The organism is Thermodesulfobacteriota bacterium (genome assembly GCA_026415035.1).
GTDB lineage: Bacteria > Desulfobacterota > BSN033 > BSN033 > UBA1163 > RBG-16-49-23.
Map to the genome: position 1 here is coordinate 78,671 of JAOAHX010000008.1, position 22,813 is coordinate 101,483.

The 22,813-nt window shown below is 56.1% G+C and carries 15 protein-coding genes; all 15 read left to right on the forward strand.

The window, feature by feature from the left end:
• Positions 1-6: 6 nt before the first annotated feature.
• The 15 genes from N3G78_06855 to N3G78_06925 all read left to right on the forward strand — a co-directional run bounded on the left by N3G78_06855 (position 7) and on the right by N3G78_06925 (position 22,807).
• A complete protein-coding gene (locus tag N3G78_06855; GenBank protein MCX8117629.1) occupies positions 7-684 on the forward strand; it encodes a DotU family type IV/VI secretion system protein in 678 nt (225 codons plus the stop codon).
• Complete coding sequence (locus tag N3G78_06860; GenBank protein MCX8117630.1) at positions 685-4,152, forward strand: type VI secretion system protein ImpL; 3,468 nt, start codon at positions 685-687, stop codon at positions 4,150-4,152.
• Complete coding sequence (gene tagF / locus N3G78_06865; protein ID MCX8117631.1) at positions 4,149-4,880, forward strand: type VI secretion system-associated protein TagF; 732 nt, start codon at positions 4,149-4,151, stop codon at positions 4,878-4,880. Before N3G78_06860 ends, tagF begins: the two co-directional genes overlap by 4 nt.
• Positions 4,870-6,423, forward strand: coding sequence for a type VI secretion system protein TssA (gene tssA / locus N3G78_06870; GenBank protein MCX8117632.1), 1,554 nt, complete (start codon positions 4,870-4,872; stop codon positions 6,421-6,423). The genes tagF and tssA overlap by 11 nt, the downstream gene beginning before the upstream one ends.
• 72 nt (positions 6,424-6,495) lie before the next feature.
• Positions 6,496-6,981, forward strand: coding sequence for a type VI secretion system contractile sheath small subunit (tssB, locus tag N3G78_06875; GenBank protein ID MCX8117633.1), 486 nt, complete (start codon positions 6,496-6,498; stop codon positions 6,979-6,981).
• A 12-nt stretch (positions 6,982-6,993) separates the two neighbouring features.
• Positions 6,994-8,481, forward strand: coding sequence for a type VI secretion system contractile sheath large subunit (gene tssC / locus N3G78_06880; protein ID MCX8117634.1), 1,488 nt, complete (start codon positions 6,994-6,996; stop codon positions 8,479-8,481).
• Between the two features lie 36 nt (positions 8,482-8,517).
• The gene (locus N3G78_06885; protein ID MCX8117635.1) at positions 8,518-9,012 is read left to right on the forward strand and encodes an Hcp family type VI secretion system effector; all 495 of its coding nucleotides are present in this window, start codon (positions 8,518-8,520) and stop codon (positions 9,010-9,012) included.
• A 114-nt stretch (positions 9,013-9,126) separates the two neighbouring features.
• Positions 9,127-9,561, forward strand: a complete 435-nt coding sequence (gene tssE / locus N3G78_06890; protein MCX8117636.1) for a type VI secretion system baseplate subunit TssE — start codon at positions 9,127-9,129, stop codon at positions 9,559-9,561.
• 30 nt (positions 9,562-9,591) lie between these two features.
• Positions 9,592-11,352 carry a type VI secretion system baseplate subunit TssF gene (tssF, locus tag N3G78_06895; GenBank protein MCX8117637.1) on the forward strand — a complete coding sequence of 587 codons (1,761 nt, stop codon included), beginning with the start codon at positions 9,592-9,594 and terminating at the stop codon, positions 11,350-11,352.
• The gene (tssG, locus tag N3G78_06900; GenBank protein ID MCX8117638.1) at positions 11,316-12,323 is read left to right on the forward strand and encodes a type VI secretion system baseplate subunit TssG; all 1,008 of its coding nucleotides are present in this window, start codon (positions 11,316-11,318) and stop codon (positions 12,321-12,323) included. Before tssF ends, tssG begins: the two co-directional genes overlap by 37 nt.
• A gap of 12 nt (positions 12,324-12,335) precedes the next feature.
• Complete coding sequence (gene tssH, locus N3G78_06905; GenBank protein ID MCX8117639.1) at positions 12,336-14,966, forward strand: type VI secretion system ATPase TssH; 2,631 nt, start codon at positions 12,336-12,338, stop codon at positions 14,964-14,966.
• 2 nt (positions 14,967-14,968) lie between these two features.
• A complete protein-coding gene (gene vgrG / locus N3G78_06910) occupies positions 14,969-17,005 on the forward strand; it encodes a type VI secretion system tip protein VgrG (protein ID MCX8117640.1) in 2,037 nt (678 codons plus the stop codon).
• Positions 17,006-17,013: 8 nt separating this feature from the next.
• A complete protein-coding gene (locus N3G78_06915; GenBank protein ID MCX8117641.1) occupies positions 17,014-18,264 on the forward strand; it encodes a tetratricopeptide repeat protein in 1,251 nt (416 codons plus the stop codon).
• A 30-nt stretch (positions 18,265-18,294) separates the two neighbouring features.
• Complete coding sequence (locus tag N3G78_06920; protein ID MCX8117642.1) at positions 18,295-19,254, forward strand: PAAR domain-containing protein; 960 nt, start codon at positions 18,295-18,297, stop codon at positions 19,252-19,254.
• 31 nt (positions 19,255-19,285) lie between these two features.
• On the forward strand, positions 19,286-22,807 hold the full coding sequence (locus N3G78_06925; protein ID MCX8117643.1) for a DUF6531 domain-containing protein: 3,522 nt from the start codon (positions 19,286-19,288) through the stop codon (positions 22,805-22,807).
• Positions 22,808-22,813 lie beyond the last annotated feature (6 nt).

Here is a 22,813-nt window from a genome sequence, read left to right on the forward strand (position 1 = left end):
AGATCTATGCACCTCACTGATGCCTTCATGGAACTGGTGGCCTATGTGGTCTATTTCGTCAAGACAGCGGGGGCCAAACAGCCCCCTTATGAACAAGTCAAGGCCGACGTCCTGAGGCTTCTCAGCCAGAGCGAATCGGTGGTGAAGCGGGGTCTTTTTTCCCAGGAGGATTACGATCTGGCACGCTTCATGGTCTGTGCCTGGATCGATGAGGCGATCCTCAACTCCGATTGGAACCAAAAATCACAATGGCAGAGAGAGCCCCTCCAGCGCCTCTATTACCATACCCTCGAGGCCGGCGAGGAGGCCTTTGAACGGCTCAACCACCTCGGCCTTCACCAGAGGGACGTCCGGGAGGTTTACTACCTCTGTCTCGCCCTCGGGTTCAAGGGTCGATTTCACCATCCGGGCGATGAGCATCTCTTAGAACAGGTCAAGACCTCCAATCTGAAACTCCTTCTGGGTAGTTCGGTGGGCCTGCCTTCCCTGGAGAGGGCCGAACTCTTTCCGGAAGCCCACCCGGTCGAAGCCGTGGAGATCGGCCCCCAGAAAGGGAAGTTTCGATTCTCGGCCTTTACCCTCGCCTGCCTGGTCGGACCGGTGATTCTCTTCGGCCTTCTCTTTCTGATCTACCAGTTCGCCTTGGGCGGGGTGGGAGAAAATCTTCTTAAGGCGGTGCCGTAGATGAAAACCCTACTCTTGAAATATCTGAAGTACGCCCTGATCGGAATGGCCTTCCTCTTCGTCATCCTGCTGGCCTTTGCTCTGGTCCTTCTCCTCAACTGGCCCTGGTGGATGGGGTTCTTCTTGGTCCTCTTCCTCCTCGCTCTGGGCGTCCTCTTCCTCCTTCTGAGAAAGATCTGGCTCAAACGGAGAGAGGAGAGGTTCGTCCAGCAGGTGATCGAGCAGGACGAATCGAACCTCAAGGCCCTATCGGGCAAGGAGAAAGACGACCTCAAGGAGCTGCAACTCCGATGGAAGGAGGCGGTGGAGGCCCTGAGGCGATCCCATCTGAGGAAGTATGGGAATCCCCTGTACGTCCTTCCCTGGTATATGGTGCTGGGAGAAAGCGGGTCGGGAAAGACGACGGCCATCACCAGTGCCCGCCTCTCTTCTCCCTTCGCCGAGGTGAGTCGAACCTCTGGGCTATCGGGAACCAAGAACGTCGATTGGTGGTTCTTCGAACAGGCCATCATCCTCGACACCGCAGGGAGGTACGCCATCCCCATCGATGAAGGACGAGACAAGGAGGAGTGGCAGAAATTCCTGTCGCTGCTCGTCCGATACCGGAGAAAGGAGCCCCTACACGGCCTGATCATTGCCGTGGCGGCCGATCGACTTCTCGAAGGTCGAGCCGAGGCCCTCGAAGAGGATGGGAAGCAGATTCGGCGCAGGATCGACGAATTGATGAGGGTCCTCGGGGCCAAATTTCCCGTCTATGTCCTGGTGACTAAATGCGATCTGGTCCAGGGGATGACCCAGTTCTGCGAGCAGCTCCCGGAGAAGAGCCTCGACCAGCCCATGGGATACATCAACCAGGATCTCCAAACCGATGTGGTCACGGTGCTGGAGAAGGCCTTTCAGTCCATCGGTGAGCGCTTGAGAAACCTCAGGCTCCTCATGCTCCACCAGCCCGGGCCCAGAGGGGTGGACCCCAGTCTTCTCCTCTTTCCGGAGGAGTTCGAAAATTTAAAGAAGGGCCTTCACGCCTTTATGACCGGCGCCTTCAAAGAGAACCCTTACCAGGAGACGCCCATCCTGAGAGGTCTCTTCTTTAGCAGCGGCCGCCAGGAAGGAAGCCCCTATTCCCACTTCCTAAGCGCCCTGGGCCTGATCGGCGAGAAGGAGGTCCTTCCGGGAACGAACAAGGGCCTCTTTCTTCACGATCTCTTCGCCAAGGTCTTCCCGAAAGACCGGGGCCTGTTCGCTCCGACCAAACGGGCGCTCCAGTGGCGGATGCTCACGAGGAATTTGGGGCTGACCGCCTGGGTCCTCTTGGTGATCGCCTTATGCGGACTGCTCAGTTTCTCCTTCGTCAAGAACCTGAAGGTCATCAACGATGCCCGAAACGAATTTGCCAAACCCCTTGTGTTGAAAGGGGAGGTCCTTTCGGACCTCGCCACCATGGACCGTTTCTGCCAGTCGATTCTAAAGGTGGAGGAGCAGAACAGGGGGTGGTGGGTCCCGAGATTCGGTCTGACCGAGAGCAAGAAGGTGGAGCTGGGGCTCAAGGAGAAGTATTGCAGACAGTTCCAGATGGGGTTTTTGACCTCCTTCGACAAACAGATGGCCCAGGCGTTGGCCGGCCTGACGCTCACGACCCCGGATGAAACCGTCGCCCATTATGTGACCCATCTGGTCAGACGAATCAACCTCCTCAAGGCAAGACTCGAGGGTCAGCCCTTTTCGGTCTTAATGGGAAAACCCCAGCCCTCTTATGAACCGACGTCCCCTTCGGCCGATCTCAAGGCGACGTCGGAAATGAAGACCAGATTCGGCCAGCTCTACCTCTACTACCTCATCTGGAGAACGGATATCGGTGAGATCAACAAAGAGATCGCCGTGCTTCAGGCCTGGCTCAAAGACCTCCTCGCCACCAAGAGGACGAATCTCCGTTGGCTTGTCCTCTGGGCGGATCGTCAGGGGACGATCCCCTCCATCGGGCTCCGAGACTTTTGGGGAGGAAGCCTTTCGGTCGCGGAGGAGAGATCGGTCGCCCCCTCGTTTACCCGGAAAGGAAAGGAGGCCATCGACGCCTTCATCAAAGAGCTGGAATCCGCTCTGCCCGAACCCGCCCTGCTCTCGAACCAGAAGGCAGACTTTGAGAGATGGTACCCAACGGTCTGTTTCGAGCACTGGCAGCATTTCCTGACCGTCTTCCCCCGGGGGGCTGAAAGGTTAAAAGGAATGAAGGAGTGGCAACCTGTGGCCTCCAAGATGGGAACCGACCAAGGGCCTTACTTCGCCCTTTTGAACAGGATCGCCACAGAACTGGAACCCCACCTCCAGGGCGAAAGCCTTCCCCTCTGGCTACAACAGGTCTATCACTTCCAGGTGATTAAGGCCCTCAGCAGGACCCAGAAAGAAGGAGGTCTGATCGACAAGGCTGCAGAGGAGGCCAGAAAGTGGTTCACCCAGCTGGAAAAGAGGCTGGGCAAGGAAGTGGGTCAGTTGGAAGCTCAGTCTCAAGCGGCAAAAGCCTTTCTCGACTACACCCAAGGGTTGAACACCATCGCCCAAGCCACCGCCTCCAGGTCCCAGGCTTATCAGTTGGCTTCCCAGGTCTTCTCCGAAGATCCTGCCTCGAGCAAATCCCCCCTGGTCGGATGCGCCAATGCCCTCAATCGTCTGAAAGGCTTGATGGCCAAGGGAAGGCCGACCGAGGAGGTCTTCTGGAGGCTGGTCGGCGGTCCCCTCGATTTTCTCTGGTCCTTCATCCGGAGAGAGACGGCGGCTTATTTGCAGGCCCAGTGGGAGGAGAAAGTGCTGGCCGAGGTTCAGGGATTACCCCCTGCCCAGGCCACCCAACTTCTCCTCGGGCCCGAGGGCCACGTCTGGAAATTCATGAAAGGAACCGCCGCTCCGTTTGTCTCCAAGACGCCCAAGGGATATGTCCCCAAGGAATTTCTCGGTGGGGCGATCCCCTTCGAACCCTCCTTCCTCAATTTTGTGACCAAAGGAGCCCCTGCCCCAACCCTCACCAAACAGAGTTATTCGGTCGTTATCCGGGGGCTTCCGACGGCGGCCAATCCGGAGGCCAAGACCAAACCTCACAGCACGAAGATCGAACTCAACTGCGCGGGCCAGACCCAGACGCTCGTCAATTACAATTTTCCGGTCAGCAGGACCTTCCAGTGGTCGATGGAGACCTGCGGAGACGTCCTCTTTCAGATCGAAGTGGGTCCCTTTGTCTTGACCAAGAGATTTACAGGCAACCAGGCCTTCCCCGATTTTCTCCAGGAGTTCAGGGAGGGGCAGAGGGTCTTCACCCCTTCGGATTTTCCCAACGAGAAGGCCGGGCTCGAAGGGCTGGGCATAAAGCAGATCAAGGTGAGCTATCAATTCGGTGGCGACTTTCAGGCGCTGGTGGGGCAGATCAAGCCCATTTTGTCACAGGCGCCCGCCTCTATTGTGAGGGCGTGGGAAGAATGAAGGCGGTCTCCTCCTGGCAGTGGTCCGCGTTCGGAAAGCATCCGGTCGCGGCAGACTTCTTCTGGCTGGGCCATCAAGCTCCCCTGCTCAAAGGATTCTCCGAATGGGTGGAGAAAGGGTATCAGGGTGTTCTCAGCAAAAATCCCTCCCCCCAAAGGCTCCATGCCTGGAGGTTCTGGGCAAGGGGCGCCCAGAAAGGCCATGTCGCCTGCGGGGTCGTACGGGATAGTTCAGACCGGATAGGAAGGCCTTTTCCTCTCTTAATAGTAGGAACGGGGATGCTAGAGGGCTGGGAGGAGCACTGGCATCTCATGCCCTTTGCCTGTGAAAGGACCTGGGATCAGATCGATTATCTGGCGGCCTTCGTGATAAACGATCTTAAAAAGTTGGACCAAGAGGTCCGGCAGCTCCGTCCCCCTCTGTCAGATTGGCGGGACTTCGAAAGGAATCGGAAGGATTCGAAGACACTGGAGGAGGAAGCCTTTTCCCTGTTGGGTGGTTCGGAAGGTTTTTGTAATCTGAAGATGAATCCCAATGTGGACCTCCTGAATGAAACCATCCATTGTCTCGACCGGATGCGGAACCGGACGAAGGCGGCTCCCCATGCGGTCTTTTTGGGAGGGACAGCGGATCGGACCTGTCTGGCCCTTTTCAGGCATCCGCTTCAAACCTCCGATTTCATCCAGCTCTGGTCCCTTCAGGCGAACGAGTCGGTCTATGGAACTTGAATCCCTCGGTAAGGAACCGATCGCTCCGGATCAACCGGCGGGCGTGGACTTCCGGTTTGATCCCCTCTTCGAAGAGCTTCAGGCAGAAGTGGGCAAACTCTCATCCCTCTCAGGGCCTGGAAGCATCGATTGGGGAAAGGTGGCCACCCTCTCCACGGAGATCCTCGCCGGAAAGTCGAAAGACCTCTTAGCGGCAAGCTATCTGGCCGTGGCCCTCATTTACCAGAGAAAACTCGAGGGGCTCGCCCTCGGCCTGAAGATCTACCAGGATCTCCTCGAAACCTTCTGGGATCGCCTCTATCCGACAAAGGCGAAAGGCCGGATGAACGCGGTCGAATGGTGGGTGGAGAAGACCGAGGCCGCTTTAAAGCAGCTCGAAGGCCAATCCACCTCAAGGGAGCAATTCGATCTCCTCTACGAGAGGATGGGCAAGATCGAGACCTTCTTCAATGAACATCTCGAAGAGCCTCCCTCTCTGAGGCCCCTCTTCGACCAACTCGATGCCTTTGCCCCCCCGCCCGAGAAGCCCCAAGAAAAGCCGCAGGAACCCTCCCCTCCCAAGGAGGAGAGACCCCCCCAACCCCCTCGTCCGGAACCCGAGACACCGACCGTTCTGGCCTCGGCCCAAGATGCGCAAAGGCTGCTCCAGCAGGCCTTTCAGAAGATTCGCGAGGCCATGAACTTCCTCCAACAGGAAGATCTCTCCAACCCTCTGCCTTACCGATGGTCCCGGATCCTCCTCTGGTCGAACGTCGAGGCCTTACCCCCTGCCACCAGTGGCCAGACCCGAATTCCTCCGCCTCCCGCCCAGATAAAGACCCTCTTGTCCGATCTGGCCGGCAAAGGAGAACACGAAAACCTCGTCCGGGCGGCAGAGGCAAGGCTTCCGCAGTTCATCTTCTGGCTCGATCTGAACCGCTATGTCTCCGAAGGATTGGCCCATCTGGGCGAAAAATACGCAAAGGCGAAGGAGGCGGTGGTGGGGGAGACCGCCTACCTCCTTCACCGCCTTCCGGGCCTCGAAACGCTCACCTTTTCCGATGGGACACCGTTTGCAGACCCGGCCACAGGACAATGGATCAAAGAGATCGCATTGAAACGGGGGGGCATCGCGGAGGCCTTGTCCCCGACCTCATCAAGCCCGAGCCCCTCGGAGGGCAATCTTATCGAGAAGGAGATGGAGGAGGCCCAGGCCATCATCCAGAAAGGGAGGTTGCTTGAGGGGATCGAGAGGCTTCAGGAAAAGTTTTATCGAAGCCCCTCCCAACGAGAGAGACTGCTCTGGCGCCTCGCCCTGGTCCAAACCCTTTTGAAAAATAAACAGGCGAGGTTTGCCCTTCCCCACCTGGATCAGATCTTGAGAGAGGTTGACTTTTACAAGCTGGAGGAATATGATCCTGAGTTAGCGACCCGAAGTCTGAAGGTGGTCTGGGTGGGCCTTTCCTCGCAATCCGATGCGACCTCGAAGGAGAGGGCTTCCGAGGTGCTCCAGCGGATTGCAAAACTCAACCTGGCCGAGGCCATCCGTTTGGGGAAAGCCTGAAGCAGCCATCTGCCACAGTTCCCCTCGTCCTTTCAGTAAAAGGGTGGGATGGAGGGGCGAAAGGAGGAGAGTATGCCGAAAGAAGCATCCGTTGCCCCGAAGGAGAGAATCAACATCGTTTACCGTCCGGCCACAGGCGATGTGAAGGAGGACGTGGAGCTTCCCCTTAAGATCTTGATCATGGGAGACTTCACCGGAAGACCGGACGACCGCCCCCTTGAAAAGAGGGATCCCATCAACATCGACAAGGACAATTTCAACGAGGTGTTGAAATCGCAGGGACTCAGCCTGAACCTTGCCGTCCCCAATCGCCTCTCCGGAAAACCCGACGAGGAGATGACGGTGAAATTACAGATGAAGTCGCTCAAGGATTTCGAGCCCGAGTCGATCGTCCAACAGGTCCCCGAATTGAAAAGGCTGCTGGAGCTGAGGGAGGCCTTGAGGGCCTTGCGCGGACCCCTGGCCAACATCCCCGAATTTCGCAAAAAGGTGCAGGAACTGATCCAGGACGAATCCACCCGAAAGCAGCTCCTCAAGGAGATGGGGATCGGAGAATAAGGAGGGAACGATATGGCGGAAGAGAAAGAGAAAGCGGCGGTGGCCGCTGAGACCGAGGTCGCGGAGCAACCCTCTCTATTAGAAGAGATCATCGAGGCCACGAATCTTAAACCGACCGACGACAATTATGCGGTGATGCGAAGGGGCCTGGAGGCCCTGATCGCCGGCCTCCTCGAACCCGGGAGGGAGGAGGTCAAGGTCTCCAAAGCGGTGGTCGACGACATGATCGCGGAGATCGACAAGAAATTGAGCCAGCAGGTCGATGTCATCCTCCACCATCCCGATTTCCAGAAACTGGAATCGGCCTGGCGGTCGGTGAAATTTCTGGTCGATCGGACCGACTTCCGGGAGAATATCAAGTTGGAGATCCTCAACGTGAGCAAAGAGGAGCTCCTCGAAGATTTCAGCGATTCGCCCGAGATTGTCAAATCGGGGCTTTACAAGCTGGTCTATACGGCGGAGTACGGGCAGTTCGGCGGGAAGCCCTACGGGGCCATGATCGGAAATTATGAGTTTGGCCCGGGTCCCCAGGACATCCGGCTCCTCCAGTACGTGGCCAGCGTGGCTGCCATGGCCCATGCCCCCTTCATCGCGGCCGTCAGTCCCACGTTCTTCGGCGTCACCAGCTTCACCACCCTCCCCCATCTGAAGGATCTCAAGGCGATCCTCGAAGGGCCCCAGTATATCAAATGGCAATCCTTCAGGGAGAGCGAGGACGCCCGTTATGTCGGCCTCACCCTCCCTCGTTTCCTGCTCCGCCTCCCCTACGATCCGGACAACAATCCCGTAAAAAGTTTCAATTACCGGGAGGACGTTTCCGGAAGCCACGAACACTATCTTTGGGGCAACACCGCCTTTGCCTTTGCCTCTCGGCTGACCGACAGTTTTGCCAAATACCGCTGGTGCGCCAATATCATCGGTCCCACCTCAGGCGGTGCCGTGGAGGATCTGCCCCTTCATCAATTCGAGGCCATGGGCGAGATCCAGACGAAGATCCCCACGGAGGTCTTGGTCTCCGAACGGAGGGAGTTTGAACTGGCCGAAGAGGGATTCATCGCCCTAACGATGCGGAAGGGAAGCGACAATGCCGCCTTCTTCTCGGCAAACTCCGTCCAGAAACCGAAGGTCTTTCCCAAGACGAAAGAGGGAAGGGAGGCCGAGACCAATTACAAGCTGGGGCTTCAGCTCCCCTACATGTTCATCATCAACCGACTGGCCCATTACCTGAAGGTGATCCAGAGGGAGAACATCGGCTCCTGGAAGGAGCGGGCCGATCTCGAGAGGGAGCTCAACGACTGGATCCGCCAGTATGTGGCCGACCAGGAAAATCCTTCTCCCGCGGTCCGGAGCCGACGGCCTCTTCGCCAGGCCAGGGTCATGGTGGAAGATGTGGAGGGCGATCCCGGCTGGTATCGGGTGAGGCTGGAGGTGAGGCCCCATTTTAAATACATGGGCTCCTTCTTCACCCTCTCCCTCGTAGGCAAACTGGACAAAAAATAGGTGAGACCTTAATCCATCAGAAAGGAGGAGAGATTTATGCCGATGCCGTTTCACATGTCGATCAAAGGGACGACCCAGGGAGAGATCTCCAAAGGGTGCTGCGAAATCCAGGGCCGCGAGGATACCATCCTATGTCAGGCCCTGAAACACGAGGTCTATATCCCACGGGATCCTCAAACGGGCCTTCCGACCGGAAAACGGGTCCACAACCCGATCACCGTGACCAAGGTCTTCGATAAGGCCTCCCCGCTCCTCTACGAGGGCCTCACCAGGGGAGAGAGAATGACCGATGTGACCATGAAATTTTATCGGATCAATCCCCAAGGACAGGAGGAGCACTACTTTACGATCAAACTCGAAGATGCCATCATCGTCTCGATCAAACCCTGGATCCCCAACGCCCTCGATCCCACCCAGGAGAAGTTCACCCACATGGAGGATGTCTCCTTCACCTATTCGAAGATCAACTGGAGATGGGAGATCGATGGGGTCGAAGGCCAGGACGATTGGAAAGCGCCGGAGAAGAAATGAAATGGGTTTAAGAAGATCCAACACCGCTTACCTCGACAAGCTCGGGGTAAGCGGTTTCATCCGGGGTCCTGACCCCTCCCCAAAAAGGCTCTCCGGATGTCCGAGGGACCTCCGATGAGGGAAGAGAGACTCTTGGAACGGCTTCGCCTCTGGGAAAAGGACCCTTCGAGGAGGGCCAAGGAGGATCCCCGGAGGATGCTCGATTCGGTCGTAAGGCACCTCCATCGGATCCTCAACACCAAACAGGGAAATGTGCCCCTTGCCGAGGATTACGGGACTCCAGACTTCACCGATCTCTTTTTGACCCTTTCCAAATCGGATGCAGAGCCGAAGCGGGAGATCGAAAAGGCCATCCGATCGACCATCCAGAAGTTTGAGCCTCGACTTCAGGGGGTGAGGGTGAATTTCATCGAGCCAGAGGGAGATCCTTCCTTCGATCCCCTTACGATCCGTTTTCAGATCACCGGAAGGCTGGTGACGGAAACGAAGACCCAGGTCTTTCTCGAGACGATCGTCGACAGCGAAGGGAAAATCAAGATTGTGGGTTGATCGGCCCAAATTCTCCTTTCCAGAAAAGAGATGTTCAATCGCTACTTCCAGGAAGAGCTCTCTCACCTGAGGGAGTTAGGCAAAGAGTTTTCGAAGGCCCACCCTGCCCTTGCGCCCATGCTGGCCGGCACGACGCCGGATCCCGACGTGGAGCGCCTCCTCGAAGGGGTGGCCTTCCTCACCGCCCTCCTCAGACAGAAACTGGACGATGAATTTCCCGAGATCGTCAACGAGCTGATGCAGCTCATTTGGCCTCATTATCTTCGGCCGATCCCTTCCACCACCTTGATCGCCTTCCGTCCGAAGCCCACGCTCAGGCAATCGATCACCGTTTCACCCGAGACCCAGATCGCCTCGATCCCCGTGGAAGACACCTCCTGCCTCTTCAAGACGGCCTATGAGGTGGAGGTCCACCCCCTCGAATTGCTCGAAGCCTCCTTCGCCCAACCCTCGGGCGAGCCCCCTCAGATCAAGCTTCTCCTCGAAACCAAGGGGATGAAACTCTCCGATTGGAAACCTAAAACCCTGAGGTTCTTCCTCGGCGGGGACTATCCGGAGGCCTCGGACCTCTACCTTCTCCTTAGACGCCATCTCCGAGCGATCCATCTCAGACCCGTGGAGGAGGGAAAGCCCTGCCAGCTCGGTCCCGAATATTTAAAGCCCGTCGGTTTTTCTGACCGGGAACCCCTGATTCCCTATCCCTCCCATGCCTTTCCGGGTTATCGGATCCTCCAGGAATATTTCATCTTGCCCCAGAAATTCCTCTTTCTCGACCTCACGGGATGGGATCGATGGGAAGGCTGCGGGGAGGGCACGAGGTTCGAAATCCATTTTGAGCTTTTCGATCTCCCCTTTCCTCCTCCCAAAATCAAAAAGGACCATTTTATTCTTTTCGTGACCCCTGCGATCAATCTCTTCCCCCACGAGGCGGATCCGATCCAAATCGACCACCGGAGGACGCAATATCTCGTCCGGCCTGCCGGGGGCCGTACCGAACACTATCAGGTCTATTCGGTAGAGAAGGTGGTGGGTTATGTCCACGGAACCGCTCAGGAGAGGAAGTATGTGCCCTTTGAGGTCTTCCAGTCCGGTCTCCAGTCCCATCCGGTTTATCGAATCAGTATTTGCCAGTCCCCGCTCGGGGAGAGGTTCGATTTCTATCTTTCGGTTGCCTACCCTCCTGGCATAGGTTTGCCCACCACCGAGACCCTCTCGATCGAGTTGCTCTGTACGAACGGAGCGCTTCCTGAAACTCTTCGGCTTGGGGATATCTCGCTTCCAACCAGCGGTACCCCTGAACCGGTGGAGTTTAAAAATATTCTCCCTCCCACGACGAACCTCCTGCCCCCCCTCGAAACGAGAAAGGGAGGAGAGTCCGGAGGAGAGAATCTGAGGTGGCGGCTCCTGGCCCACCTTTACCTCAACTATCTCTCCTTGAACCGGGCGGAGAACCTCAGGGCCCTGCTCTGGCAGTATATCTTCCCGGGGAGTCGAAATCGAGCCCAGACCCTCGCCAATCAGAAACGGGTCGAAGGCATCGAGGACCTCCAGACGAGGATTTCGGACCGGCTCGTTTCGGGCATAGTGATGCGAGGGCAGGAGATCGACCTCAAGCTCCGGCAGGAGAATTTTGCCAGTCAAGGGGATATGTTTCTTTTTGGATGCATCCTGGACCATTTTCTGGCCAATTATGCCTCCTTAAATCACTTTATCCGGTTGAAGGTCCAGGAGGTCGTCAGAGGAGTCACCTATCAATGGCCAGCCCGGATCGGAGATCACCCGCTGCTCTGAAATCGGACCTCTTCGAGAAGGCCCACGAATTCTCCTTCTTCCAGGTGATGAGGCTCCTGAGGCTCCTTCTCCGGTCAGGCAAAACAGGAGCCTCGCAGGAGGAACAACACCTGCGCCTTCGACCTGAACTTTCCCTCTCCTTTCCCCCTGCCGATGTGGCCAGGATCGAAGAGGTGGATTCAGAAAGACCCCTCTACCTCGTCACGGTGACGCTCCTCGGCCTCTACGGCGCAAGCTCCCCGCTGCCCACGTTTTACACGGAGGATCTCCTCGAAGAGGCTTCTGAGGATCTGTCCGTGACAAGGGATTTTTTAGACATCTTGAATAACCGAATTTACCACCTCCTCCACCGATGCTGGCTCAAGTATCGGCTCTTCCTGCAGGTCATCGAGGAGGAAGACCAAACTATCCTCGAAAAGCTCTTCTGTCTGATCGGTCTCGGGGAGGAGGCGTTGAGGAAGGACGTCCCGGACGTCTATTCCCTGCTCCGCTATACCGGGCTCTTCACCCAGTTTCCGAAATCGGCCTCAGGCCTCCGGACCTTGCTTCACGACGCATTCGGAAGAATCCCCGTCGAGGTCATCCCCTGTGTCAAGAGGGTCGTTAAGCTCCCTCTCGATCAAAGGTGTTCTCTCGGGATAAGCGGGTGCCGTCTCGGCCAGGAGAGCTACCTGGGAGAGGAGATTGAGGACCGGATGGGAAAATTTCGGCTGAGCATCGGCCCCCTATCCAGCGAACCCTATCACAGGCTCTTGCCGGGCACCCCAGATCACCGAAGGCTCATCTTTCTGACGAGGTTCTACCTCCTCGACGCCTTTGAATTCGATATCGAACTGATCCTTGCGGCAGGGGAGGCGAGGACCACCTCTCTCGGAGGTAGTCGGTGGTCTCTTCTCGGTCTCGACACCTGGCTCTTCTCTCACGAGACGCTCGGCGAAGGAAGAGCGATCTTTCGACCCCAATACGAATAAAGGAGAGATCCCATGATTACCGTCGACATCAAAACCCTCTTGAATCGATTGAATCCCTTCTGCACCCGGGCCCTCGAGGGAGCGGCAGGCCTCTGTGTCTCCAGGACCCATTACGAAGTGACCGTGGAGCACCTCCTCACCAAACTCCTCGAAGAGCCCCGATCCGATCTCCCCCTCATCCTCCGGCAGTTCGACCTCGACGCGGGAAGGGTGAAAAAGGCCCTGGATCAGACCATCGAAGAATTTCGCACCGGAAACGCCGCCAAACCGGTCTTCTCACCGCTTCTTCTCGAATGGGTCCAGGATGCCTGGCTTATCGCCTCGGTCGATCTCGACGAGAATCGTATCCGATCGGGTGCGCTTCTTTTGGCCTTTCTGGCCAAACCGACCCAGTTCGCAACCGGCCGGTATGTGGAGCTGCTTCGACCCATCGGCAGGGAGGCCCTCCTCTCCCAATTCGGAAACATCGTCAAGGGTTCGATCGAACAGCCCACCCCTGCTGAAAAGGCCGCTCGGGAGCCTATGGCGCCGGCTGGGGAAGGCACGGCCCTGGCCCGTTTCTGCACTGACTTTACAAAGAAGGCCGCGGCCGGAGAGATCGATCCGGTCTTCGGCCGGGATCGAGAGATCCACCAGATGATCGACATCTTGGCCCGGAGGAGGAAGAACAACCCCATTGCCGTGGGCGAGGCCGGCGTGGGGAAGACCGCCGTGGTGGAGGGATTGGCCCTGAGGATCGTCGAAGGGGATGTTCCGGACATCTTAAAAGGGGTGACCATCCTCGGCCTCGATATGGGCCTTCTTCAGGCAGGGGCAGGGGTGAAAGGGGAGTTCGAAAACCGGCTCAAATCCGTCATCAATGAGATCAAGGCCTCTCCGAAACCCATCATTCTCTTCATCGACGAGGCCCATACGCTGATCGGCGCAGGAGGTCCTGCCGGAGGAAGCGACGCGGCCAACCTTTTGAAACCCGCCCTGGCCCGGGGGGAGCTCCGGACGATCGCGGCCACGACCTGGTCCGAATATAAGAAGTATTTCGAAAAAGACGCGGCCCTGGCCCGGAGGTTCCAGCTCGTGAAATTAGAGGAGCCTTCGGTCGAGACGGCCATTCTCATCTTGAGGGGATTGAAGAACAAATATGAGGAGGCTCACGGCGTGGTGGTGAGAGACGATGCCATTGTGGCAGCGGCCGAACTCTCAAGTCGATATATCTCGGGGAGGCAGCTTCCGGATAAGGCGGTGGACCTCCTCGATACCGCGGCAGCCCGGGTCAAAGTCCAGCTTACGGCAAAACCCGACCTCATCGAAGACCGGGAACGGACCATCCAGGCCCTCGAGCGGGAGAAGAGGGCCCTCGAACGAGACCAGCTCCACGGCCTCGAAATCGATGTCTCCCGGATGACGGAGCTCGAGGCAAAGATCCAGGGCCTCAAGGATGAGGTGGCCGGGCTTCAGGAGCGCTGGCTCCGGGAGAAGGAACTGGCCCATCGTCTCATCGATCTGAGGAAGCAACTCTACGAACTGAAGAGCCAGGCCGCCCCAGAGGAGAAGCAGTCTGAGCTGAGAAAGCACATCGACGAGGTCTCCCTCGAGCTTTCCGATGTGCAGAAAGAGGGGGCCCTGCTCAAGACCGAAGTCGATCCCGACGTCGTGGCCAAGGTCGTCTCGGATTGGACCGGCATCCCCCTCGGAAAGGTCCTGAGGGACGAAGCGAAGAATATCCTCCAGCTGGAGGAAAATCTCAAACAGAGGATCAAGGGCCAGGACGAGGCCATCGGCGTCATCACCCAGGTGATCAAATCGGCCAAGGCCGGCCTGAAAGACCCCCAGCAGCCTCTGGGGGTCTTCCTCCTGGTCGGCCCGAGTGGCGTGGGAAAGACCGAGACGGGCCTGGCCATCGCCGACCTCCTCTTCGGAGGCGACCAATACCTCGTCACGATCAACATGAGCGAATTTCAGGAATCCCACACCGTGAGCCGGCTCATCGGATCTCCGCCGGGCTATGTAGGCTACGGTGAGGGGGGGGTCCTGACCGAGGCCGTCCGGCAGCGTCCTTACTCGGTGGTCCTGATCGACGAGTGCGAAAAGGCCCATATCGACGTGATGAACCTCTTCTATCAGGTCTTCGATAAGGGGATGCTTTCCGATGGAGAGGGCCGGGTCATCGACTTCAAGAACACCGTCATCTTCCTCACGAGCAACCTGGCCTCCGACGTGATCACCCAGCTCTGCGCCGGAGAGTCGAGGCCTCCCCTTGAAACCGTGGTCAATACGATAAGGCCCATTCTGAGCCATCACTTCAAGCCCGCCCTCTTGGCCAGGATGACGGTCGTGCCTTTTTATACGCTGGATTCCAAATTCATCCGCGAGATCGTCGTCCTCAAACTCGACAAACTGGCCAGGCGGATGGCCGAGACCCACAAGATCAAGCTGGTCTATGCTCCGGAGGTGGTGGACCAGATCGCCCAGCGCTGCACCGAGGTGGAGACCGGCGCCAGGAACATCGACCACATGATGAACGGCACGATCCTTCCCCAGATGTCGAGAGAGATTTTGGCGCGTCTGAGCGAGGGGGCCATGCCCTCGGAAGTCCATCTCGGGATGGCCGGAGACGGCTCCTTTCAGATCCGTTTTGGAGGTTAGCGATGGCACCTAAGCAGGCGGCCCATGAAGCGAAGTTTCTCTTCGAGGTGCTCGGAACGTCTTACGAGACCCGGGTCCTCGAGTTCACCCTCACGGAAAGCCTCTCCTCCCCCTTCGAGCTCGATCTCTCTCTGGCCTCGGAGGATGAAATCAAGTTTGAGGAGGTGGTGGGCAAGGAAGCCCTCCTCACCCTGCTCGGGGAGGAGAAGGATCGATACTGCCACGGGATCATCAACCGGTTCAGCTTCAGGGGAAGCAAGGGCCGTTTCTACCTCTATCAGGCCCGGGTCGTGCCGAAGCTCTGGCTTCTGTCTCTGGAACGGGACTGCCGCATCTTCCAGGACAAGGATGTGGAGGAGATCGTCAAGCAGGTCCTCCAGGAAGGGGGGATCCCCTCGGATCGATTCAACTTCCGGCTCCAGAATAAACCTCCAAAAAGGGAGTACTGCGTCCAGTATCGGGAGACCGATCTCAACTTCATCTCCCGCCTTTTGGAAGAAGAGGGGATCTTTTACTACTTTGAGCATTCCAAAGATAAACATGTCCTCCACTTCAGGGATAGCTCGGTGGCCTATCAGGACATTCAGGGGACCTCCCAGATTACGTATAATCCCGCCTCCAAAGGGATGGTTCCTGAGGAGGATTATGTCTTCGGGTTCGACTATTCCAAGAGGATCCATTCGGGCAAAATGACCCAAAGGGACTTCAATTTCGAGAAGCCCTCTCTCGACCTGAAATCGGAAGAGAAGCACAAAGAGTATGACAAATTGGAGATCTACGACTATCCAGGGAGGTACCTGGATCAGGAGCGGGGCAAGCGGCTTACCAAGATCCGTCTTGAGGAATCGATGGCCACGGGGGTGAGGGTCGAGGGGCAGAGCTCCTGCGTTCGCTTCCTTCCGGGATTCAAATTCAAACTTAAGGACCATGAATGGGAGAGCTTCAATCAGGAGTACCTCCTGGTGGAGGTCGTCCACCGGGGCACCCAGCCCCAGTCCTTGGAGGAGCAGGCCGTGGAGGGTCCAGGGACGACCTATTGGAACACCTTCATCGGAATCCCTGCCTCGGTCACCTTCAGGCCCGAACGAAAGACCCCGAAGGCCCTCGTCGAAGGAATGCAGACGGCGTGGGTGACGGGTCCCAAAGGAGAAGAGATTTATACCGATGAATACGGTCGGGTGAAAGTGCAATTCCACTGGGACCGGGAGGGGAAACGGGACGAAAAGACGACCTGCTGGCTGAGGGTGGCCCAGTTCTGGGCAGGCAAGGGATGGGGGACGGTCTTCCTTCCGAGGGTGGGGGACGAGGTGCTGGTCGATTTTCTCGAGGGCGATCCGGACCGGCCCATCGTCGTCGGAAGTTTCTACAACGAAGAGGCCAAACCCCTCTACAAGCTCCCCGACGAGAAGACGAAGAGCACGATCAAGACCAAGAGTTATCCCAACGACCCGGGGTTTAACGAAATTCGCTTTGAGGACAAAAAAGGGGAGGAAGAGATCTTCATCCACGCCGAGAAGGACATGAATGAGGTGGTAGAAAATAACCGGACCATCTCGGTCGGAGGCACCCATACCGAGACGATCCAAGGGAATACAAAAATCACTATCCAAAAGGGGACCTTCGAACACGACGTGAAGGCCAATACCGCCAGGTATCATGTCCAAGGAAATCTTACCGAAGAATATGATGCGAACCAGACCACCACGGTGGGAGGAGATATCACCATCTCTTCCAGACGATCCTTCTTTCACCTTACCGCCCATACCGAAATCCTCCTCACGGTTGGGGCGAGCACCCTTTTGTTGAAATCAGACGGGACCATTGCCCTTTCCGGGAAGAAGATTTCCATCGTTGGGGATTCTGAGATCAAAACCTCTGCTCCGAAGATCGAAACCTCAGGAGGGCAGGAGGTTAAAATCGGCGTGGGGAACAGCGTGACGAAATTCGATCCCGCAAGCGTAACCACTTCAGGAGCAAGGATCAATACGAGTGCCACTGGTATTCATGAGATTAAGGGCGGGATCGTCAAGATCAATTAACGGGATCCATGAGAAAACTTTTTGAGGAAGTGCAGGTGACATTGAGCCATTTTATCGATCAGAGAGACCATCTCTTTATGATCATCGGCTGTCGTGATTTTGAGACGGCCTATATCCTTAAAATTCTCCAGGGCATCGACGAATCGAACAACTCGGATCTCTTCTGGATGTTTGCCGATGAATTCAAGGACTTGGCCTCTTACGTCGAAACGGTGATTGGCCATTTTAAGACAAAATATGAAGGCGTCTGCGAAGGATTGAAAAAAGAAGGAAAGCCCCCCTGGCCCCCAATTCCCCAACCGATCTTTGATCCCGCCCAGGATCCCGTGCTTCGTCTCAAAGGGTTGATGGAATTTTCCCGCGCCCTATTGCCCTCGGAGGAGGGACATCTCTCGATCTGGGCATTTTTCCCTTTCAAAATTCACCATCCTTTAGAGTATCAAGAGATGGTAAAAAGGCTGATGGAACATCAATTCCCGGTCCCCTGGTGTCATCATATGAGGATCTTCTTTAGAGACGAAAAAGATTCCCCCCTTCTCCATCCGGCAGGGACTCCCCCTCCCAGAGTTTCCACCTATAGTCCGGATTTGGGTGTGGAGGCCATGGAAAGAAGCCTCCGGGAAGAAGTGATGGATGGGGGTGTCCCTCTGGATCAGCGACTCCAGTCTCTGCTTTCCCTCGCGGGGCTTGATCTCGCCCATGGACGATTTCACGACGCTCTCCCGAAATACAAGCTTCTCCTATCCTACTATCAGGGGACAGGGCAACCTGCGATGACCGCTCTGGTGCTGAATTGGATCGGAGATGTCTTCATGCGATTAGGAGACCTGAAGGAGGCCCAGAGGTATTACGAATCTTCTCTTACGCCAGCCATCGAATCGAAATCGGAGCCCGTCCTGCTGAACATTCTACTGAACTTAGGCCATCTGAAGGCGAAGGAAGAAGCCTGGGAAGAGGCCGAAATCTATTACGAGAGTGCCGAGAAGATTGCGACCGCCCTTCGGGTGCCCCAGGCCAAGATCCTCTGTCTTGAGAACCGAGGTTTGTGCCAGGCCATGCAAAAAAATATAGAAAAAGCCATCGAGACATGGAAAGAGGGAGCCACTCTGGCCAGGGCCATGGAGGAAAAATTCTTGTTGCAAAATATTCTCTTGCGGTTGAAGGATTGTTATCAAAAAACAGGGAAGAACAAAGAGTTCAAGGATGTTGTGGGTGAACTGGAGACCCTTCGGTCATCCCATAATGGTCTTCCATCCTAAAGGGTCAGAAGATCGGACAAGGGGATACCTATGCCTTATGACCCCCAGGATCATTTCAACACCGTTTTAGAAGGGCTTGCCTACGAAGTCAACATGGCAATCAAGCCTTTCAAGGAGGCGGCAGGAATCCCCAACCCTGGGGAGCCCCCCCCACCCCCTCAGCATCCCCTCAGGACGGCCCAGCAAGTTGCGAGTGGGGTTATGGGTATGGTCAATCTTCCCCTCACATTGATGAATACAGGTTTTGCCTTGTTAACCGATCCGATCGCTCAACTGGTCCCCGCCTTCCAACCCGCTGCCACGATGGGATCTCTGTATTTGGGCATTCCCCATCCTCATGCCCACCCCCCCAGTTTGGTTCCCCCGGCCCCACCCATACCAATGCCGAGTTTCGGTCCGGTCCTCGTAGGAAATTGTGTCACCGTCTTGATCGAGGGCAGACCCGCAGCCCGTGCGGGGGATCTGGGATTTGCGGTCAGTTGTTGTGGTTTTGTCCCCGTTTTCGAAATCTTTACCGGTTCCTCCAATACCTTCATCGGAGGAACAAGGGCTGCCCGGGTGGGAGATATCTGCCGGGAATGTCAACCGGCGGCCGCAGGATGGGCGCGAGCCGTGGCTGCTGGAATGGCCCTTGCCTCACAAACCGTTTCAGCCCTTGGGGTGGCCGCAGATACGGCAGAGGCCATTGCCGAGAGCGATGCCGCCATGGCGGCTGCCAAAACGATCTCGGCCTCCGCACAGGCAGCCCAAATGGCTACAGATGCAGCCGCCTTCGCCTTGAGCCAAGCCATGGGAAAAGACCCAGCATTGATCCCGGCTCCAGGCTTCCTCATCTCCTTCTACCCCAGTGTCCAGATCGGGGGCTTTCCCATGATCAATTTTCCAAACCCTTCGGCCAAGCTTCTGGAAAAACTGGGTAGACTCAGGAGAAGGAAGAATCCTTCTGAAACAGGAGACCAAAAAGCAGGCGCTTCTTCATGCCCCTTATAGTGAGGGAAGAGCCCACCGTTCGGTTTTAAAGATGGATGACTCCCTAAGAGTGGTAAGCGATCCGGTCGATGTCATCACCGGGGCCAATACCGATATCCAAGTGGACTTCAAGTTGGAAGGTCCCCTCCCTTTCGAATGGCGACGCTACTATGATAGTTCTAAGAAATTAAAGCCCGGCCCACTCGGATGGGGCCATACCCACGAGTATGATCACTGGCTCCAATTTGATGTCGACGGGATGCGTTATACAAAACCCCAGGGGAAAGCTGTCCATTTTCCCTATCTCCTAAAGGACGGTGATCAGGTTTCCCGGGAAGGCTATACCCTGAAACGCGTCTCTCCTTCGTGTTACCACCTCTTTAAATTTCAGCATCCCGCCATGGAGTTTTCCTTCGAAACCCCTGACCGTCCCGCTCCCATCAAACGTTTGTTCTCGGGATCTGTCTCCATCTATTTTCAATACGATTCCGATGGAGCCCTCCAAGGGATCATCGATTCCCTTCGGCGGCAACTCCGTGTCGAAACCAATGAGAAGGGCCTCATATTGGGCCTCTCCTTGATGGAGACCTCCCAAGGTCAGGAGATCCGGAAGATTCCGCTTGTGCAGTACGTTTATGATGAAGCGGGCCACCTCCTTCAAGGGACCGATGCCTACCGAAATGTCTTCCGATTTACCTATGACCAAAACCACAGGATGATTTCAAAAACAGACCGGCGGGGATACACGTTCTTTTTCGAATATGATGGAGAGGGACGGTGCATTCACGCTTACGGCCAGGATGGCCTCCATGAGGTCCGACTTAAGTTCTTAACCCAAGAAAGGACGACGATTGTCACGAAAGCCAATGGAGGAGAATGGACTTACTGCTATCATGAAAACGGAACCCTCTTCCAAATCATCGATCCCTATGGCGGGGTGAAGCTTTTGAACCATGACGAGGAAGGAAGATTGACCGAAGAGATCGGCCCCAATGGAGATGGAATCCGATGGATTTATGATCCGGCAGGCCATCCGGTCGGGAAATTAAATGGTTTCGGACAGTTTTCCCCGATGGGGGAGGAAGAGACCCCTTCTGGTCCTCCCCCGCACAGGGTTCCAGCTACCCCCCTTGAATGGGAATACGGGGATCTCGTCCGCCGGTCCTATTCCGCCATACCCAAACTCAAAATAGATTCAAAAGCCTCTCCCCCAGCGCCAGACGTTGAGAGAGGTCTCCCGTCAGAGTTCCCGTCAGGACCCCAAATATTCGATCGGTTCGGCCTTCGGGTCAAAGAATTGGGCCCCGGGGGAACCTTCCGACGTTGGACCTACGATGCCAACGGGAATATCCAACGATATATCGACCGGGACGGTTCTCCCTATGGGTTCGAATACACCTCTTGGAATCTCCTCCAACACCGGATCGATCCATTAGAACGAAGGGTCTCCTATACCTACAATGCCTCCGAAAAGATCACCTCCGTCACGGATCCAGGCGGCACGAGGAGCGAGTACCGCTACGACTTGAAGGATCGCCTCGCCGAGATCTGGAGGCACGGGGTCCTGAAAGAAACCTACCGCTATGATCTGGCCGACAATCTGATCGAAAAGAGGGATGGGGAAGGGCGTCCCCTGCTGACGTTCGAGATCGGCCCGGGCAATCTTAAAAAGGCAAGGTTTCTCGCCTCGGGGGAAACCCACTATTTTGAATACGATTCTTCAGGCCGCTTTAAGGAGGTCCGAACGGATGAACATACCATCCAATTTGAATACGACGAGTGGGGGAACCGGATCAAGGACGAAAGGGATGGTCTCGGGGTCAGGCATCGGTTCAACCCGATGGGTTTGGCTCAAACGACCGTTTTCGGCCGGTTCGTCATTAAATACCACCGACAGCAAGACGGTTCCCTTCTGATCGAAGATCCCGGAGGCGGGATCCACACGATTCAGGTGATGAGAAACGGCCTGGTCAGCCGAGCCATGTCTAACGGGACAAAAGAGGTCTCCCTATTCGATTACGAGGGTCGATGCCTGGAGAAAACCCTTGAGCGACGGTCCAACCCCTACACAAAATGGCGAAGGGAATTCATTTACTCAGGGGAAGGGGATCTTTTGAAGATCAAGGACAACCTCAAGGGAGACCATCGATTCGAATATGATCGGGCCCATCGTCTGGTCAAATCCATTTTCCCCGATGGAAAAGTGGATTTTTACGAACATGATCTTGCGGACAATCTTATCAAGAAACCGGGGCTGGAAGGTGTGACGCTCCGGGAAGGAAACCGCCTCGCCAGGGCCAATGGGGACCGGTTCGAATATAATGTCCGGAACGCCCTTTCCGTGAGGGAGAATGATGTCAGAAGGATTAAATACCATTACGACGCCCGAGATTTTCTGAAGGCGATCGAGGAGGACGGAGAGGTCCGATGGGAAGCCCGTTACGATCCCCTCGGGAGGAGGATCGAGAAACGCATTGGTTCCCAGACAACCGAATATTATTGGGATACCGATCGGCTGATAGCCGAGATCCTCGGAGACGGATCGGTTCGAATCTATATCTACGCCGATGCCTTTTCGATCGTCCCCCTTCTCTTCATGGAATACGATAGCGTCGAGGCCGATCCCAAAAGGGGGAGACGGTTCTTCGTTTTTTGCAATCATCTTGGAACGCCGATCTTGGTGGAGGACGAAGCCGGAAAACCGGCCTGGAGCGCCACGATCGAACCCTATGGGACCGCCCATGTCGATGAAAGCTCGACCATCGATTTCTCCCTGAGATTTCCCGGACACCATTTCGACTCAGAAACAGGACTCCATTATAACCGTTTCCGTTACTATAGCCCTGAACTGGGAAGGTATCTGCAGTCGGACCCTGCGGGGATCGGAGAATCTTTCAATCTCTACCTCTATTCGACGAGGCCAACGGTTGAGGTCGATGTCAGGGGGCTCTGTTGCGGGGGCGATCAACCTCCAAAGCCCAAAACCGGTGAAGATGGGCCCGACTTCGAAACGGTCTCCGATGTTCGACAAATACCGATTACGGTAAGAAAGGGGGCTAAGCCGTTCTCTGATGTCCCTCCATTCCGGGACAGGCCGATCGATGAAATCAGACAAATCCTATACGGGCTTGGATTTCGGAGAAGGAGTAAAGAAAGGACAGTAGAGATTCTTATTAGCGATGATCCGGATATTCCCATCTATATGGATAGGACAGATCCCAATTCAGGGAGCGAGGTCTGGTTGAGGAGGGACGAATACGGAAATTACGAGGCCGTAAGAATAGACCCCCATGGCCATCACCCCCCGCCGGAATACAAAGGAGATGTTAAAGATTTTGCAGGAGATCCTCCCCATTGTCATCGGGAATACCTCCCGAACGACCAGGCCCGTCGTGATTCAGCCACGAATCCAAAAACGGGAGAGAGAACCCTCCCCCCCGGCACGAGCGCCGATGATGCTGCAAATGCCTACGCTGGAAGATGGACTCCTGGAATTTACGATACCTTTGATGATAATAATAATCCGACCTCACGGAGTGATTATAAATCTAACCACACGCCCGTGAGTTGGTGATAGGGG